General features: G+C 43.0%; 6 protein-coding genes. All 6 read right to left on the bottom strand.

Translation table 11 applies throughout. The features are described from left to right. The coding region (locus EAH55_RS13140) for an NAD-binding protein (protein ID WP_162996778.1) at positions 1 to 86 on the bottom strand (86 nt) is incomplete at its 3' end. 30 nt (positions 87 to 116) lie between these two features. After that, entirely contained in the window at positions 117 to 1,034 is a 918-nt protein-coding gene (locus tag EAH55_RS13135) for a nucleotidyltransferase family protein (protein ID WP_208644832.1), read from the bottom strand. Between the two features lie 107 nt (positions 1,035 to 1,141). Further along, the gene (locus EAH55_RS13130; protein ID WP_121809998.1) at positions 1,142 to 2,263 is read right to left on the bottom strand and encodes an XrtY-associated glycosyltransferase XYAG1; all 1,122 of its coding nucleotides are present in this window, start codon (positions 2,261 to 2,263) and stop codon (positions 1,142 to 1,144) included. Between the two features lie 48 nt (positions 2,264 to 2,311). Further along, entirely contained in the window at positions 2,312 to 3,154 is an 843-nt protein-coding gene (locus EAH55_RS13125) for a glycosyltransferase family 2 protein (RefSeq protein WP_121809997.1), read from the bottom strand. A gap of 64 nt (positions 3,155 to 3,218) precedes the next feature. Beyond that, positions 3,219 to 5,021 (bottom strand): ABC transporter ATP-binding protein, encoded by a 1,803-nt coding sequence (locus EAH55_RS13120; protein ID WP_121809996.1) that lies wholly within the window; start codon positions 5,019 to 5,021, stop codon positions 3,219 to 3,221. Between the two features lie 15 nt (positions 5,022 to 5,036). Then, the gene (locus EAH55_RS13115; RefSeq protein WP_162996856.1) at positions 5,037 to 18,614 is read right to left on the bottom strand and encodes a non-ribosomal peptide synthetase; all 13,578 of its coding nucleotides are present in this window, start codon (positions 18,612 to 18,614) and stop codon (positions 5,037 to 5,039) included. Positions 18,615 to 18,650: the final 36 nt, after the last annotated feature.

Below are 18,650 nucleotides of genomic sequence, written 5' to 3'. Positions count from 1 at the left end.
ACACAGGTTACTTCATTCCCTGTTTCGGCCAAACAGGTTCCCGTTACCAAACCAACATAGCCAGTACCAATTACTGCTATCTTCATATTTTACTATTTATGTGTTTTTAAGTTAGATTACTTTACTAAAACATCATTCCAGAGGTTCAACGGATAGGTTCCGTTTTCTACCAGCTTTGAAATGCTTTCCTTAACAATATCCTTATCATTTACATAAGTAACTCCAAACCATTTTGATTTTGTTGGGATAACTTTAAAGCTTGCAGCTCCTGTTTTAATCAACTCATCAGCAACCAGCGGAATATAAAATTCAGCTTTAGGCTTATCCTCATTGGCCTGCGCAAACCTGGTAAACATTGGCTTGCTTTGCTCAAAAACCGCCGGTGTAAAACCCCAGAAATTCATTGATACGCGGGTATCGGCCGGTAAATCGTGTTCGCCGGTCTCATCTTTGTAGGCTATGCCGCCATCCTCTTTAAAATAAACTTCGGCACGCTCATTTATCTGTACCATGTTACCGTTTTCATCCACCTTACATACCCCACGCGATACCGAACCATTTTCAGAGAGGGTATTGTTGATCTGGTATCCGATCAATGAATATTGATCTTCTGCAACCTCAGTAGTTAAAAACTCAACCATTTTTTCAAAAGCATCATAGCCGTAATAGTCATCGGCATTAATTACGCAAAATGGCTCTTTTACCGCATCACGTGCTGCCAAAACAGCATGAGCAGTACCCCATGGTTTTGCACGCTCAATAGTTTTATCGATACCGAATGGCGTTAGGTCATAGCTTTGAAAAACATAATCGGCTTCGATGAGGCCCTGTAGTTTTGGTTCAAATATGGCCTTAAAATTATCGGCAAATTCTTCGCGAATGATGAAGCATACTTTTCCAAAGCCCGCTTTAATAGCGTCATAGATAGAATAATCAATAATGGTTTCGCCGTTAGGGCCAAAACCGTCAATTTGTTTCATGCTGCCGTAACGGCTGGCCATACCTGCCGCCAGAATGAGTAAGGTTGGTTTCATAATTTTCAATGTGATTTTTAGTTTTTAATAGATACAAGAATATATGCTCACCAAAAAGAAATATGGTGATGTTTACCTGAATGGTAAATAGTTGAAAGAAAAGAGGGCTATTTTAAATATTCTTCGTAATACTTCGCAATCAATACCTGCTCGTGAAATGTTGTCCTGATAATTTCGCGGCCATGTTTGCGGATGTAATCTAATTTTTGTTTCCCAAGATAAGCTTCGCTTAGTTTTTCTATAATGCTGTCGGTATTTAATGTGCAAATCCAGCCGAGGTTGTTCTCGCTAACAAAATCAGAAAGGCCTACATTTTCAGAGATCAAAACGGCAGTACCCATGTGTAAGGATTCCACTACCACATTAGCGAAGTTTTCATTTAAGGATGTCAGAATAAACAAGTCCGACTGGTTGAGGCGTTCAAATTTCTCCTGCCTGTTTACCCAGCCTAACCATTCAATTTTTGAAGTTATCTTCAGCTCATCAGCAAGTTGTTTCAGTTGTTGAACGTAGGTTTCGTCACCATCGCCGGCAATAACCAGTTTCAGGTCAAACGAAAGTTGACTTATGGCTGCAAACAATTTTTCAAGTCCTTTTTTATGGTGAATGCGCGACATAAAAATAACCGTGAAGCGCTCATTGTCTGTTTCCTTTATCTCAATATCGGGTAACGATAAAATATTGGGTAAAACAAAACCTTCCCACCCGGGGATCAATTTTCGGCATTCAACATATTCGGACTGGGCGGTAGCGTGCAATACGCATTTCTTCAAAATTTTGCGCCCGCCAAACTTATGGATCAATTTTTTATAACCACTGTTTCCGGTTTCAAATACGTACTCACTCAACATACCGCGGGGCGCAAGGATCACTTTGGTTTTACTGAATAAGGCAATCCGTGCAGCTACCACACTTAAAATACTCCACCATGAATGGATATGGATCACATCATAATGGTTAGCGGTTTTGAAAAGCATGCGCCATAAGGTAGGGCTTACATGCGTATGATCGCCGGTAATGCGTTTAAAATAAGTTACGTTAACCCCCTCTACATTTGTTACGGCCCCAGGCGCTACATCCAGTTCGGTTTTTCCGTTAGCAGTAGTGGTATAAACATCAACATCATGCCCGTTAGCCGCTAATCCTTCGCACAAGCGCGATACAGATTCCGTTGGACCTCCGTATCCGTAAGCAGGTTTATAAGCAGGTATAATGTGCAGTATTTTCATAAGGTAGTGATAGATATAAGAGGATGCAAATATGCAACAGCTGATGGATTATTTAACCAGGTTGGATTTTAAATCGTCCGGAACGATGGTTAACGTTGGTGCAGATTCCGGCTTTTCGGCAAGCTTTTCATCTTCAATCAATCGGATAGCGAGCAGTATCTCAACCATGGTTCGCTGAAGTGTATAGTGCCACCCTGCCCAGCCGTTAAAGATCAGCCTTTTAACAAACAGGCAATGAAAGAAAACTAAAAACGGGGCAAATACCTTTGTTTTACGAATCCTGCCACTTAACGGCATTCCTGATGTCGATTCATTGACCAGTTTTTTACTTTCTTTAATGGCATAGCCATCCTGGTTACTTAACCAGCGTGACAGCGATTTTCTGTCGTCATGTAAGATATACGATTTGTACATACCAGTAGACCCGTTAATTTTTAAACGCTGGGTATGCCCATCATCGTAATAAATACATTTATTAATGTCAAATAAAACAGGGCGGGGCGTTGTATTATCGCCGGAAAGCTTTTTTCCGAAAACTAAAAACCTGAACGTGGTCTCATAGGCTTCATTTTGCGGATTGGCGATAATGTTTTGGGTTTCCTGTATAAACTCCGGCGTAAGTACGTAATCGGCATCAAGTGTTAACGCCCATTTGCTTTTAAGTAATGAAAGCCCGTAATTCCACTGGTTGCCATGTGTATCAAATTTGCGTTGAAAAACTTCAACGTTGGGATAGGAATTAGCAATGTCCAATGTAGCATCAGTACTAAAACTATCCAGAATAACAACCCGTTGAAGCCAGGTTAACCTGTCGAGAACCCGCTTGAGATTAGGTTCTTCGTTTTTAGTTAAAATTAATGCGGTAATTAAGGTTGATGAGGTCAATTCCATCTTACGAGTGTTATGTTATTTATATAGGTAAATGTCTTTATCGGTGTAAGGTTTTGGCAATTTTTTATTTGTAGCCGGCTGCCTGTAGCTCAAATAACTCGGCATAGCGGTCGCCTTTTTGTAAAAGTTCTTCATGGCTTCCTATTTCCAGGATCTCTCCTTTATCCAGTACGATGATCCTATCGGCCATGCGTACTGTTGAAAAACGGTGAGAGATAAGCACCGCGGTTTTCTTTTCGGTGATATCCGAAAAACGTTTAAATACTTCGTACTCCGAACGCGCATCCAAGGCGGCCGTTGGCTCATCCAGGATCACGATCTGTGCATTACGCATATAAGCCCTGGCAAGCGCTACTTTCTGCCATTCCCCGCCCGATAGCTCAACGCCGGTTTCAAAATGAGTCCCTAGCATTTGCTGATATTTTTTTGGCAACCTGTCTACTATCGGGTGTGCCAGGCTTTGCTTTGCAGCGCTAGTAATAAGGTCTTCCTGATCAATCCCTGTTATATCCCCCACAGCTATATTTACTGATGCAGGCATTTGGTATTTGATAAAATCCTGGAAGATGATGCCCATCTGTCTCCTGATATCCTCGATGTTATATTCCTTTAGATCATAGCCATCAAGTGTTATACGGCCTTCTGTAGGATCATATAACCTTACCAAAAGCTTTACCAGTGTTGTTTTACCTGCACCATTCTCCCCCACTAATGCCAGTTTCTCGCCGGGGCGAAGCGTAAAATTCAGATGCCTGTTAGCCCATTTATCGGAGTTGGTATATTTAAATCCAACATTTTCAAAGGTGAAGCCTGATAAAACAGGATCGGGAAAGGGCCGTGGATTATTGGGGATTGTGATGGTAGGTGCAATCTTAAAGAAATCAAAGAAATCGGTAAGGTAAATTGCCCCCTGTGCTACGGCGTTGAACCGTTTGGCGCTGTTTTGTACTAAACCACCTAACTGCCTTATGGTTCCTAATAAAAGGGTTAATCCGCCTATTGTAAGGCTACCCTGTAGTACACGTTGCACGATATAAAAAAACACGATGTAAAACCCTACTACTCCCGGAATACTTATCAAAGAACTTATGACAAGTCGTTTTACGCCGAATTTCTGCTTGGCATCATAAAGATTGTGGGAAATATTTTTGAATCGGCCGATAAAAAAGCCCGAGAGATCAAATAACCTCACCTCTTTGGCTGCCACGTCGCTGCTGGCCACCAGGCTTAAATAGTCAAGCTCGCGCCTGGCCTGTGTTTGACTGCGTATTAAGCTGTAGTTTTTATTATTGAAATAAAATTCGCCCAGTAACGATGGTAATGTAACCGATAAAAGGATTACGATTATCCATGGATTAAAGGCTACCAACACCACTACATATGAGGTAATGGTGATCATATCCTGAACCTGGCTAAATACGTGCGTTAACAAAATGGCACGACCGGTAGTTTGTTGCCTTGCCCTTTCCAACTTATCATAAAACTGCGAGTTTTCAAACTGCACCAGGTCCAGCTTAGCGGCATGCTCCATGATCATGTTGGTGGTGTCATTTGTAAGACGCTCACCTAAAAGTTCGTCAATAAGCGACGTGACTTTGCCAAGTATAATTAATACCAGGATCAGTATAAATTCAATGGCAATCAATTTCCAGAGATAATCATATGACAGCGCCCTATTATGCGTTATGGCAATAGCCTCGTCAATGATGTACTTACCTACGCTAAGTAAACCAAGCGGAATAATTGCCTGCAAAATCCTGATAACGATATTACATAAAGTTAGCCGGGGGCTAACTTTCCAAACCAGGCTAAAAAACTTTGGAAGATTACGGTATGCGACCAATCTGTCCTTAATTGTTAATCCCATTCTTTTTGCGATCTATTAACCTAAATAGTGTTGTAATATTTCAGAAAACTCTCTTGCGTTCAACTCATCAAAAATTGTTGAATGCTCCCCTTTAACTTCATGTATTTTAACAGATTGAGCATAATCTTTCCATGCGTTTTTACTTTCAAAATTAACTTCCAGCTCCTTGTAAATGATCTTGTTAACCTTATCAATAAAGTAATACTGCTGTGTCGCGTTAAACAAAATTATCTCACCGTTGTAAGGCTTTATCTGGTAATTATCGGCAGCGGTTTTTATTTGCAGCGTAATCCTGTCAAAAATGTCCTGATCTACATTCGCCAGTTTTGATTCGGTATTACTAAACAGCGGACCTATTTTCCTGGCTTTATACATAATAGCCTGTTTAGGGTGCTTCATTAATAAAAACAGCTCAAACTTAACCTTTGTAGATATTACCGAAACTGATCTTTTAACCAATGACGGTAAATTGTTATTAGCCTGTTCGGTCACGGCTTCTATCAATGGTTTCGCATCCGCGTCAAACATGGCAAGCATGGAGATCTTTTTACCCATAGCCTGAAGCTGACTGGCCATTTCAACAGCTATCATACCGCCAAGGCAATGACCAGCCAATGCGTAAGGGCCATAAGGGTTATCCAACAGCATTTCTGTTACGTATCTCTCCGCAATCCCCTCTATAGTATCCGGAAAATCAGCGGGATTACTGATGTGTAAAGGCTGTTGTAGACCATAAACAGGCTGCTCCGGATCAAGCAGGTTTACAAAATCCTTAAACTTGAACGCCGTACCACCGGCGCCACAAACTATATAAAGCGGCGTTTTATTACCCGTTGTTTTTATTGGGATAAGCGATTGCGTAAGATCAATATTTTGATTTTGCGACCTACGGTAAAGCTTGGCAATTGTTGGGTTAATAAACAGATCCCTGATGGTAATATTGATGCTCAATTCCTTTTTAACCGCGGCTATCAACCGCATAGCCAATATGGAATGGCCACCCAACTCAAAGAAGTTATCATGGATACTGATCTTATCGATACCCAAAAGGCGCTGCCATATTGCTGCCAGTCCTTCTTCTGTTTTATTACGCGGCGCTACGTAGTTATAGTTTAACTGTTCGGCCATGTCAACATCAGGCAGGGCACGTTTATCTACCTTGCCATGAGTTGTTACGGGCATTTTATCAAGCAATACCCATAATTTGGGAACCATATACTCGGGTAAATGAGCACTCAGGTACGTTATCAAGGCAGGTTTATCATACCCGGTATCAGATGTAACATAGGCAATCAGCCTGTTTACACCGTCGATATCTGGTTTTGATAACACAACGGCCTGCGAAACCAATCCGCTTTGAAGTAATATATTTTCAATCTCGCCTAACTCTATACGGAAACCACGGATCTTAATCTGGTCGTCCATTCTACCAAGATATTCAATATCTCCATCAGGCAGCCAGCGTCCTAAATCGCCGGTGCGATATAAACGTGCGCCTGGTGTTTCAACAAACGGATCTTTTATGAATTTCTCGTTTGTTAACTCAGACTGGTTCAAATATCCTCTTGCCACCTGGATACCGCCTATGCAGATCTCGCCCGACACGCCTACCGGGCTTAGCTGATTTTCCTTGTTCAGAATATAGATCTGTACATTATCCATAGGTTTACCTATGGTTATAATTCCATCGGGCCTTATGGGTTGATGTGTTTGTGCGGCACATACGGTACACTCGGTTGGCCCATAACCGTTTAACACCTCTACACCTTGCAATTGTATATGCTTCGTGGCGGCCTCATTCAGGGCCTCGCCTGCAGAAATAACAACACGAAGCGTACCGGGCACATTTTCGATAAATTGCTGAAAAGCGGGCGGCAATATGGCGATCTCTACTTTTTGCTTTAGTAAAAGCAGACTAAATTCGTCGGCGGATAAAAGCGATTCTTTCGTGCACATCACCAGACAACCGCCGGTTAACAACGTGCTGAATATTTCATTACATGATGCATCAAAACCAAATGATGCAAATTGCAGGAACCGCGTACCGTGCTTAAGCTTCAAGTCGCGTTTGTGGGCCAACACCAAGTTCACCACACTGCGATGCTCAATCATTACCCCTTTTGGTCTGCCGGTTGAACCCGATGTATAAATGATATAGGCGAGTTGCTCGGCGGTAATGGATGAATTTAGTTTGTCTGCATCATACTTTGCCACATCTGTCCAATGTCTGTCAAGTTCAACTACCGGGATATTTGCCTTAGCAAATTTGTTACTGCAAGCGCTGCTGCTTACTACCAAGTTAGCGCCGGTGTCTTTCAGCATATAATCGATACGATCTTGCGGGTATTCCGGATCAAAAGGCACGTATACGCCTCCGGCTTTCATCACACCCAAAATGCCAACTATCATTTCAATACTGCGCTCGACGCAAACAGGCACGATGGTTTCCGTTTTAACCCCATGAGCCTGCAGGTATTTTGCCAGGCTGTTTGCGTTATCGCTCAACTGCTGATAAGTCAGTGTTTCATCTTCAAATGTCACGGCAACCGCTTCTGGTGTTTGGGCAACCTGCTGCTCAAAGATCTCCAGAACGCTTTTATCTGTAGGATAATCAGCGGCCGTGGCGTTAAAGTTCTTTAACTGCTGTTGTTCTTCGTTCGAACTCAGCATGTTGATCCGTCCGATAATTTCGGCAGGACTCTTAACTACGGATTGCAGGATGGCGGTAAAATGACCAATCATGCGCTCCATAGTTTCGGCTTTAAACAAGTCGGTGTTATAAGTCAATCCACCAACAAGGCCATCGACGGTCTCAATCAGGTTTAAGCTGATGTCGAATTTAGAGGTGGTATCCTCGGCTGTTTCGGCGCTTAAGGTTACGTCGGCCAGTGTTAACTCCGGAATCTCGGGCGTGTTCTGAAGTGTGAACATTACCTGAAACAGCGGGCTGTGGCTCATATCCCTTTCCTTCACAACGGCTTCAACCACTTTTTCAAACGGCACTTCCTGGTGGTTATAAGCCTCAAGCGTTGTGTGCTTTACCTGCTCAAGTAGTTTGGTAAAGGCCTCGCCTGCCTGTACATTATTTCGTAAAACCAGGGTATTGATAAAGAAGCCTATTAAACCTTCAATCTCCTGGTGACTGCGACCGGATACCGGCGTACCTACACTTATATCCTCCTGCCCGCTGTAACGGTAAAGTAGCACTACGAATGCCGAAAGCAATGTCATATACAGCGTTGTTCCCTGTTTACGACTTAGGGCATTTAAGCCATCAACCAATGCTTTATCTATTAATACTGCCTCGGTTAAACCCTGATTACTTCTGATCAAAGGCCTGCGGTAATCTGTAGGTAATTGAATGGCAGATATTCCTTCCAGTTTATCTTTCCAGTAACTGAGCTTTTGTTCCAGCAAGTCGCTTTGAAGGTGATTCCGTTGCCAGATCGCATAATCTGCATATTGTATCGGCAAGGCAGGTAGCTCCGAAGTTTCAAGCTCAGTTCCTGATGCAAATGCTTTGTATAAAACACCCAATTCTCGTACAAGAATTGAGGTTGACCAGCCATCAGAAGCTATGTGGTGCATGGTAAGTAACAAAATATATGCTTCTGTGCCGGTTTGAATCAACTCGGCACGCAGCATATGATCCTGCGATAAATTAAACGGCCTGTTTATCTGGCGCTGAACATAATCTTGTAAATTAATGCCTACGGTTTCAATTTCTTCCAGGGAGCTTTGCTCTAACAGCCAGCCGCCCGCGGGTTTTATATATTGATAACCACGACCTTCGTGCTCCCTTATTACAGTACGCAAAACTTCATGACGACCAACTATATGCTGGAACGCGCTCGTTAAGGCCGGTATGTTTAATTTGCCGGTTAAACGCAATACAGCCGGAAGATGGTATTGAACAGAGCCTTCCAGCCTGTCAATAAACCACAAACGCTCCTGACTGAATGATAGCGGAATATGCTCCGGACGTTGTTGTACACCTATAGTTGTAACATTTTCATCAACCTTATCAACGCTTAAACGGGTGCTTAACTTGCTTACAGTAGGATAATCAAACACATCACTTATCGGCAATTCGACCATAAATGCTTTGCGCACCGCCGAAATCAGGCGTACAGCCAGCAATGAATGACCGCCAAGTTCAAAAAAATCATCATGAACACCTATCGATTCCATCTCAAGGATGTCCTGCCAGATAGCGGCCAATTTGATCTCTATTTCGGTAGCTGGTTTGTTATCACGCTCCGCGGATACTTCAACTTCCGGATCGGGTAATAACTTACGGTTTATTTTACCTGCCGCAGTTAACGGAATTTCTTTGAGCTCAACCAGGTAAGCGGGTATCATATATTCAGGCAGCTGCTCTTTTAACGCCGCTATAATAACCGCACGATCAAATTCGCCAGAAGCAACTACATATCCTACCAGTTGATTATTTCCTTGTTTATCAAGACGAGCTAATACTACTGCCTGACTTACCAATCTGCTTTGTTCCAGGATCCGGCTAATTTCGCCCGGCTCAACACGATAGCCCCTTATTTTTACCTGATCGTCTACACGGCCAAGATATTCGATATTTCCTTCGGCATTATATTGTACGGCATCACCTGTTTGATATATCAACGCATTAGCATTGCTATACGGATCAACTATAAATTTTTCTGCCGTCAACGCTACTTGTCCCTGATAACCTTTAGCCAATCCTGTTCCGCCTATAAATAATTGGCCGGGAACACCTATTGGGCACAATTGCAGATCTTTATTTAATACATATGTTTGCGTATTTGCAAACGGCCGTCCGATTGGAATAACGGTATGGTTTGCATCATTTACCTCATATAATAGTTTACCAATTGTGGTTTCGGTTGGCCCATAGTGATTAATGATGCGACAATCGCTGTATTGCCTGATCCTGGAAACGATCTCAGTCGATAATGATTCCCCGCCAAAAACAAGCATACGGGCAGGCACCAACGGTTCATCTGCCGATAATGCTTTCCAATGCGACGGCACTATCTTGATACAATCTATCCGGTTATCTTCAAAATAAGTATGAAGCGCCTCAATGTGGCTCAATGTTTCTTTAGAGAAAACATGCAGTGTACCACCAAACAATAATGAGCTAAATAAAACGGTATTACCCAAATCGGTTGCGATGGTTGACATTAAACCGAATGTTTTGCAGGCGCCTATACCGATACGGTCATCCAGCCCGTAAACATAATCGACAATGTTTTGCTGGGTAATTTGAACACCTTTAGGTTTGCCGGTTGAACCAGATGTATAAATCACATAGGCAAGATTATCCGGTGAGATGACTCTTATCACATTGGTTTCAGGCTCGGCAGCCAGCTCCCAGTTTTGCTCGTCAAGCTCAACAACTTTTAACCATTCGGAAATATCAGCAAGGTTATCAGCAAATTTAGGGCTGCTTACAGCGATTTTTGCATTTGTATCTTCCAGGATATAGTTAACCCTTTCAAGCGGATAGTCCGTATCAATCGGTACATAGGCTGCGCCAGCTTTCAGGACCCCCATTATACCGATAATCATAGAGATACCGCGATCGGTATAAAGCGGTACTAATGTATCAGCTCCAACACCATAGCGCTGCAAATGATGCGCTAAGCGGTTTGAACGTTTATTTAATTCATCAAAACTAATCGACTGACCTTCATATGTAACCGCGTTTACAGTTGGAGATTTTGAAACTATGTTTTCAAAAATATCGGCAATTGTTTTATCCGCTGGATACAGGCAAACGCTCCTGCCCAGTGTTAACAGATTTTCTTTTTGCGACAGGTCAAGCATTTCCAGTTTACCTACCGGCATTTCGGGTTCGGCTACTGCCGAAGCCAGTAAGGCACAGAAGTGCTGAACCATGGTTTCAATCCGCACCGAGCTAAAAATATCAGTCCGGTATTGCACCGCACATTGAAGCCCATCGGGAGTTTCGTTTACAAAAAATGTAAGGTCGAACTTTACTGCTGATTGCTCATAATCAAACCCGGAAAGGCCAAGGCCGCTTAGTTTTAATTCGGGCACGGTTGGCGTATTGCCCAGCACCAGCATCACCTGAAATAGCGGACTTACGCCGGCCGTTCTTTCCTTTACAACGGCTTCAACCACTTTTTCAAATGGTACTTCCTGGTGCTCATAGGCTTCCAAAGTAGTTTGCTTTACCTGGGCCAGCAGCTTTGAAAAAGACTCGTCGCTGTTGATGTGGTTACGTAATACAAGGGTATTTACAAAAAAACCAATTAATCTTTCCAGTTCAGGATTAGGCCTACCGGCTATTGATGTACCTACACAAATGTCATCCTGACCGCTATAACGGTACATCAATACATTAAAAGCTGATAACAGCGTCATGTAAAGTGTCGCGCTGTGCTCCTGGCTTAACAACTGTAAGCTATCACTTAGTTTTTTGTCGATATTGAAGGTTAAGGTAGAGCCTTTGCTGCTGTTGTTTGCCGGGCGTACATGATCGGTAGGTAATTGCAGGGGCACTGCATCCTGAAGTTTCGATTTCCAGTATTGAAGTTTCTCTTCTAATTTATCCTCATGCAAATTATCGCGTAACCATAAGGCATAATCGGCAAACTGTAATGCAGGTTCCGTCAAATGCAATTGGTTACCGCTGCTATAGGCGCTATATAAAGCAGCTATTTCATCAACTATTATTGGTAATGACCATGCATCTGACGCGATATGATGGATGACCATTACCAATACGTGCGAATTGTTGTCAATGCTGATCAGTTCCGCACGAAGCATATTATCTGCCGACAGATCAAATGGCTTTTCTATAAATGTATTGACATACGAATTTAATGCCGCATCATTTTCAGATGAAGTCCGGGATAATTTCCATTGACCAGCAGGTTTTACAAACTGAAACCCATGACCGTCATGTTCCGTGATCACCGTACGTAATACCTCATGCCGGTTCACAACTTCCCTTATTGCCTGTTCTAAAGAACCGGCATCAAGAACACCCTCTAACTTTAAAACCCCGGGGATATGATATTGCACGCTTCCTTCCAACCTGTCGATAAACCATAACCTTTCCTGGCTGTAGGACAGCGGGATGTATTCTGGTCTTGGTTCTGCTTTTTGGATCGTGCCTTCTGTTGTGGTATCTTCAACTTCCAGTTGTTTTGCCAAATCAGCGATAGTCGGGTAAACAAACAGGTCACGGATCTTTAACTCCTTGTTCAGTTCCCTTCTTACCTGCGAGATCACCCGCATAGCCAGCAGCGAATGCCCGCCCAACTCAAAGAAATTATCCTTTGTCCCTATCTTTTCTACGCCGAGCAGTTCCTCCCAGATTTTTGCTAATTGTTTCTCAGGAGTTGTTTCAGGAGCGGTATAGCTTTCTTCCTGGTTTGCTTCTGCTTCAGGCAGCGCGCGTTTATCGGTTTTGCCGTTGGGTGTTAATGGTAAACTGTCCAGCCTTACCCAAAGCCTTGGCACCATGTATTCCGGTAACCTTTCGCCAAGGTAATTCTGTAGCTCCTGTTTATCGTAGGCGGTTTCGTCCATTACCACATAGGCTGTAAGCCTTTTGATGCCTTGCTTATCCGCTTTAGCCAGCACTACCGCTTGCCTTACGTTTTCATTTTGCAACAGCGCCTGTTCGATCTCACCCAACTCGATCCTATAGCCTCTGATCTTTACCTGGTCATCTATCCTGCCCAGGTATTCTATGTTACCATCTGGTAGCCATCTGCCCTGATCACCGGTTCTGTATAGCCTGGCATTTTTATCCTCGCTATACGGGTCTGCTATGAATTTATCTTTTGTTAGTTCAGGCTGGTTCAGATAGCCTCTTGCTACCTGTACACCGCCTATGCAGATCTCACCCGGTACACCTATTGGGCTTAATTCGCTTCCTTGATTTATAATATAGATCTGCGTATTTGATACTGGTGAACCGATCAACGCGGCATTGCTGATGTCCTCAAGGGTATAATAACTCGCGCATACGGTGCCCTCAGTTGGACCATAGCTGTTCACTACTTTTGTTGCCGGATACAGGTGATCTATAAAACCCGGCTGCAATAATTCACCACCGCTAATGATATAGCGCAGGCTTTGAATATCGATGTTATTGTTTGCCGATTCTTTGTTCAGGTAAGCGATGACTGTTGGCGTAGCGCTCAGGATCGTTATTCCTTCTGTAGCCAGCAGATGCTTGATAGCATCCACATCTTTACCACCCTCTTTTACGATTACCACTTTTGCCCCTGAGATCAGTGCAGGATAAATTTCCTCACACATGGTATCAAACGATACCGATGATTGCTGAAGCACGTTGTCTGCTGCTGTGATACCAAAGTAATTCACAAAACCATTGCAATAATTGACGATGCTTTGGTGCTCCACCATTACCCCTTTGGGTTTGCCTGTTGAGCCTGAAGTATACATTACGTACGCCAATTGACTTGGCTCGATGGCTACATTTATGTTTTCGCTGCCTTGGGTTTTTATTTCTTCGTTACTGTCAAGCTCGATAACCTGAGCATTTACACCAGTTAGATTAGCTTTCCATGTACTACTGCTTAATATTATACTTGCCTGGGTATCTTCAAGAATATAGCTGATGCGCTCTTTCGGGTAGTCCATATCAACAGGAACATAAGCTGCCCCTGCTTTCAGGATACCCAATATACCCGCCATCATATTGATGCCGCGTTCGATACAAATCGCTACTAAGCTTCCGGTTTGTACACCTTCTGCTTTTAGATAATGCGCTATCCGGTTTGATCTTTCGTTTAGTTCCTGATAGTTTACTGCTTTTCCCTCAAAGACCAATGCTGTTGCAGTGGGACTTTCTTGTACTTGTTTTTCAAACAGGCTGACAATATTTTCTCCTTTAGGATATGCCGCTCCTGTTTCGTTGAATGATTGTAATTGCTCTTCTTCGGTTTTGCTTAATAGCTGAAGCTTATCAATTGGAGTAGCATTTGGTTCATTAAGTACTGATGCAATCAGTTCAATGTAATGACTGGCCATTCTTTCAATAGTCGCAGCCTCGTACAGATCGGTATTGTATTCCGCTACGATCCGGATGCCTTCTTTAGTTTCTTCAGCGTTATAGCTCAGGTCATATTTGCTTGAATAGTCACCTGCTCGTTCGCCGGTGATTTTAATATCGCCCAGTTCAAGGGTTGGGATAACGCCTGTATTCTGCAGCACAAACATTACCTGGAACAATGGGCTCCTGCTCAGATCCCTTTCTTTTACTACCGCTTCTACTACTTTTTCAAACGGTACTTCCTGGTGGCCGTAAGCTTCCAGTGTGGTTTGCTTTACTTGGGATAGTAATGTATTGAATGTGTCTTCGCCGTTTAGGTTTGTTCTTATTGCAAGCGTGTTTACGAAAAAGCCGATCAGCTCTGCGGTTTCCTCCCTGTCACGGTTGGCTACCGGGGTACCAACGCAAATATCATCCTGACCACTATAGCGGTAAAGCAGCACTTTAAATATCGCCAGTAGGGTCATGTACAGCGTAGCTCCTTGTTCAAGGCTCAACTGTTTTAGTTGCTCTGCCTGTTCTTTAGCTATCGTAAACTCATATACCGATCCCCTGCTGCTTTGTACTGCAGGGCGCATATGGTCTGTCGGTAGTTCAAGCGTAGTTGTTCCCGCTAACTTTTCTTCCCAATAGCTCAGTTTGCTTTGCAGTTTTTCGGCATCAAGGTATTCCCTTTGCCAGATCGCATAGTCCGCATACTGAATCTCCGGTGCTTTTAATTGTATAGGCTCGTTATTGTTGTAGCTGCTATAAAGCTGGCTGAATTCTGTTACCAGTACCGGCATTGACCAGCCATCGGCGGCGATATGGTGCAGTACCAACAGCAATACATATTCGTCTTTTGCTGTTTCTATCAGCTCCGCCCTCAGCATATCATCCTGTGACAGATCGAACGGTCTGTTTACTTCCTGGCTGATATATGCTTGAAGTTCTGCTTTGTTATCATTTATTACACTTTGTTTTAGCGTCCAGTTGTTAGCTTTAATATATTGGTAACCCTGCCCCTCATGTTCCCTGATCACGGTACGCAGTACCTCATGGCGTTCTACCACTTCTTTCAGCGCGTTTTCTAAGGCATTGATATTTACCTCGCCGGTTAGTTTCAGTACCGCAGGGATATGGTACTGTACGCTGCCTTCCAGTCTGTCTATAAACCATAGCCTTTCCTGGCTATATGACAACGGAATGTATTCCGGTTTTGGCTCTGCTTTTTGTATCGCGCCCTCCGCTGTGGTATTTTCAACTTCCAGTTGTTTCGCTAAATCCGCAATGGTTGGGTAAACGAACAAATCACGGATCTTTAGTTCTTTATTTAGTTCTCTTCTTACCTGCGAGATTACCCGCATAGCCAGCAGCGAATGGCCGCCCAGCTCAAAGAAATTATCTCTCGTGCCTATTTCCTCTACCCCCAACAACTCTTCCCAGATTTTTGCTAATTGCTTTTCTGTAGTCGTTTCAGGAGCTGTGTAGCTTTCTTCCTGAGTTGCTTCCGCTTCAGGCAATGCCTTCTTATCGGTTTTACCGTTGGGGGTTAATGGCAAACTATCCAGTCTTACCCAAAGCCTCGGCACCATGTATTCCGGTAACCTTTCGCCAAGGTAATTTTGTAGTTCCTGCTTATCGTAGGCTGCTTCTTCCATTACCACATAAGCGGTCAATCTCTTCGTGCCTTGTTTGTCTGCTGTTGCAAGCACTACGGCTTGCCTTACATTTTCGCTTTGCAGCAGCACCTGTTCGACCTCGCCCAACTCGATCCTATAGCCACGGATCTTTACCTGGTCATCTATCCTGCCCAGGTATTCGATGTTGCCATCTGGCAGCCATCTGCCCTGATCGCCGGTTCTGTATAGCCTGGCATTTTTATCCTCGCTATACGGATCTGCTATGAACTTATCTTTTGTCAGTTCAGGCTGGTTCAAATAACCTCTTGCTACCTGTACACCTCCTATACAGATCTCGCCAAGTACACCGATTGGACTTAATTCGCCCGATGCGTTTCTGATGTGGATTTGAGTGTTTGATACGGGCGCACCGATAGGTACAATCTCAAGATTCGGATCTTTCTCTAAATCGCTCCAATATGTAACGTCGATAGCAGCTTCAGTTGGGCCATATAAATTATGTAAGGCAACATGAGGCAATTTGCTTCGGAACAATTTAACCTGCGCTGTTGCCAAGGCTTCACCACTGCATAATACATGCTTAAGTTCGCGGCAATCCCCTTTTTCAATATCAAGCAAAAACACGCTCAACATTGATGGCACAAAATGAAGGAGTGTTACGTTTTGACTTTCTATTACCGATTTCAGATAAAGGCTATCGCCTTGCGCGCCGGGTTTGGCAAAAACGAGTTTAGCGCCGGTTAGTACAGGCCATAAAAGTTCCCATACAGATACGTCAAAGCTGAATGTGTTTTTTTGGAGAACAGTATCCTCGTGGGTCAGCCCGAAATAACTTTGGGTCCAGGCTAACCTGTTCACTACCCCGCCATGCTCGTTCATGGCCCCTTTAGGTTTGCCTGTTGATCCGGAAGTATAAATTACATAGGCCAGTTGATCTACAGTTATTATCGTATCAAGGTTGCTGTTATCCTGTTTAGAAATCTGTTCCCAATCCTTATCCAGCTCAATTATCTGCAATGGACCAACCTGAAGCTTTGAAGTTCCGGCTCCGCTGCTTAAAACGATTTTAGCCGCACTGTCATTAAGCATATAAGCTATCCTGTCAACAGGATATTCGGGGTCAACCGGGATATAAGCACCACCTGCTTTCAATATGCCAATTATGCCTATTAGCATTTCCAAACTTCGCTCGAGGCAAATAGGTACCAGCGTTTCTTTAACAACACCCTGTAAATGAAGATAACGGGCTAACTGATTGGCCCGTTCGTTTAATTCCTGATAAGTAAGCGCGTCGCCCTCAAATTTTACAGCTACTGCATCAGGTGTTTTCTTCACCTGCTCTTCAAAAAGGCTTACCAGGTTTTTATCTGCCGGATACGATGCGGCTGTATTATTAAAACCTGCCAAAATCGATGCTTCAGCAGGAGTAAGTATTGAAATTTCGTTTAGTGTTTTTACAGCCCCTTCAGTAACCTGCGATATCACGTAAGTAAACTGATCAACGATAGACTGTACGTAGCTTGTTTCTAAAAGATCTGAATTATAGTTAAAAGTAAAGTTCAAACCATCGGCATCGGCAATTAAAATAGTTAAAGGGTAGTTAGTTTGTTCGTAAGTATTGGCATTCTCAACTTTTAACGACCATTGTTTGGCGTTTATAGATTTGTTTACGGGATAGTTTTCAAAAACCAGGATGCTGTCAAACAGATCGATTTTTACACCAGTCCACGCTTTGATATTTTGAAGTGTAGCATGCTGAAAATTTCTTGAAGCAGCCTGATCGGCCTGCAAACCCTGCAACCAGTTAATTATTTCCTGGTTATCAAAAGTAGCCTTAAACGGTATGGTATTGATAAATAAACCCACACGCTGTTCTACAGCTGGCAATTCATCTGGTCGGCCGGAAACTACTGTACCAAACAACACATTCTGATTACCGGTATACCTGTTCAGCAGCAATGCCCATACACCCTGCATAAGGGTGTTCAACGTTATGCGATGCTTCTTTACAAAAGCATTGATCAGCGCCGAGCTATCTTTATCAAAGATTTTGCTAACCGAAAGAAATTTGGCTTTTAAAAGCGCGGCGTTTGTTTTTTTAACAAATGGCAAAGAAGTTCCTTCGCTTACACCTTGCAAATAAGTTCTCCAATAGCTTTCCTCGGCCCATTTGTCCCTTCGCTCCAGAAAACGGATAAAATCTTCATACTTGTCTTCCGGTGTTTGGGCAAGAGCTTGTCCTCTTAACAAAAGCTCATAGGCTTCTAAAAACTCGCTCATTAATACTGGTAACGACCAGCCATCAAACAGGATATGGTGAAAACTCCATAACATCCGGTAACGGCTATCATTTAACCTAAATAAAGAGATGCGCATTAAAGGCGGCTTGTCAAAATCAAAGCCTCGTTCACGATCGGTAATTAAAAACTCATCAAACGCCGTAATTTGTGAACTTGCATCCAACTCACTGTAATCAAACTCTGCTATGGGAAGAGTTACATCCCGATAAACACATTGAACAGGAATACTGAACGACTCATAATAAAAGCCCGTACGCAAAATGGTATGCCTTGCAATAACTTCGGCCCAGGCCGCTTTTAGCACGTCAAGATCGGCATTAATAATATCGCACGTAAACTGCTCAATGTAGCTGCCAAACTGCTCATTGTACAGGCTATGAAACAACATGCCTTCCTGCAAGCCGCTTAACCTGTAAATAGAAACTACATTTTTTTGGTTGCCTGCTGATAGTTTAGGAAGATTAGAAATGTACCTGATTAATTCATCTTTATGAGTTTTGATAAAATTAATGATCTCGCTGTTGTTTTTAACAGCATTTATCTGCTCCTGGGTAACCTTGTTTTTATTCGCATTTAAATTCAGCTTTTCATTATCTACTGATAACGAAAAGTTCATTTTTTCAAGGTTTAATAAAAATTCACCTATTTCCAT

Origin of the sequence: Mucilaginibacter kameinonensis (assembly GCF_003675385.1) — a bacterium.
Lineage (GTDB): Bacteria > Bacteroidota > Bacteroidia > Sphingobacteriales > Sphingobacteriaceae > Mucilaginibacter > Mucilaginibacter kameinonensis.
Note: the sequence above shows the minus strand (reverse complement) of the source record. Positions and strands in the feature narration are given on the sequence as shown.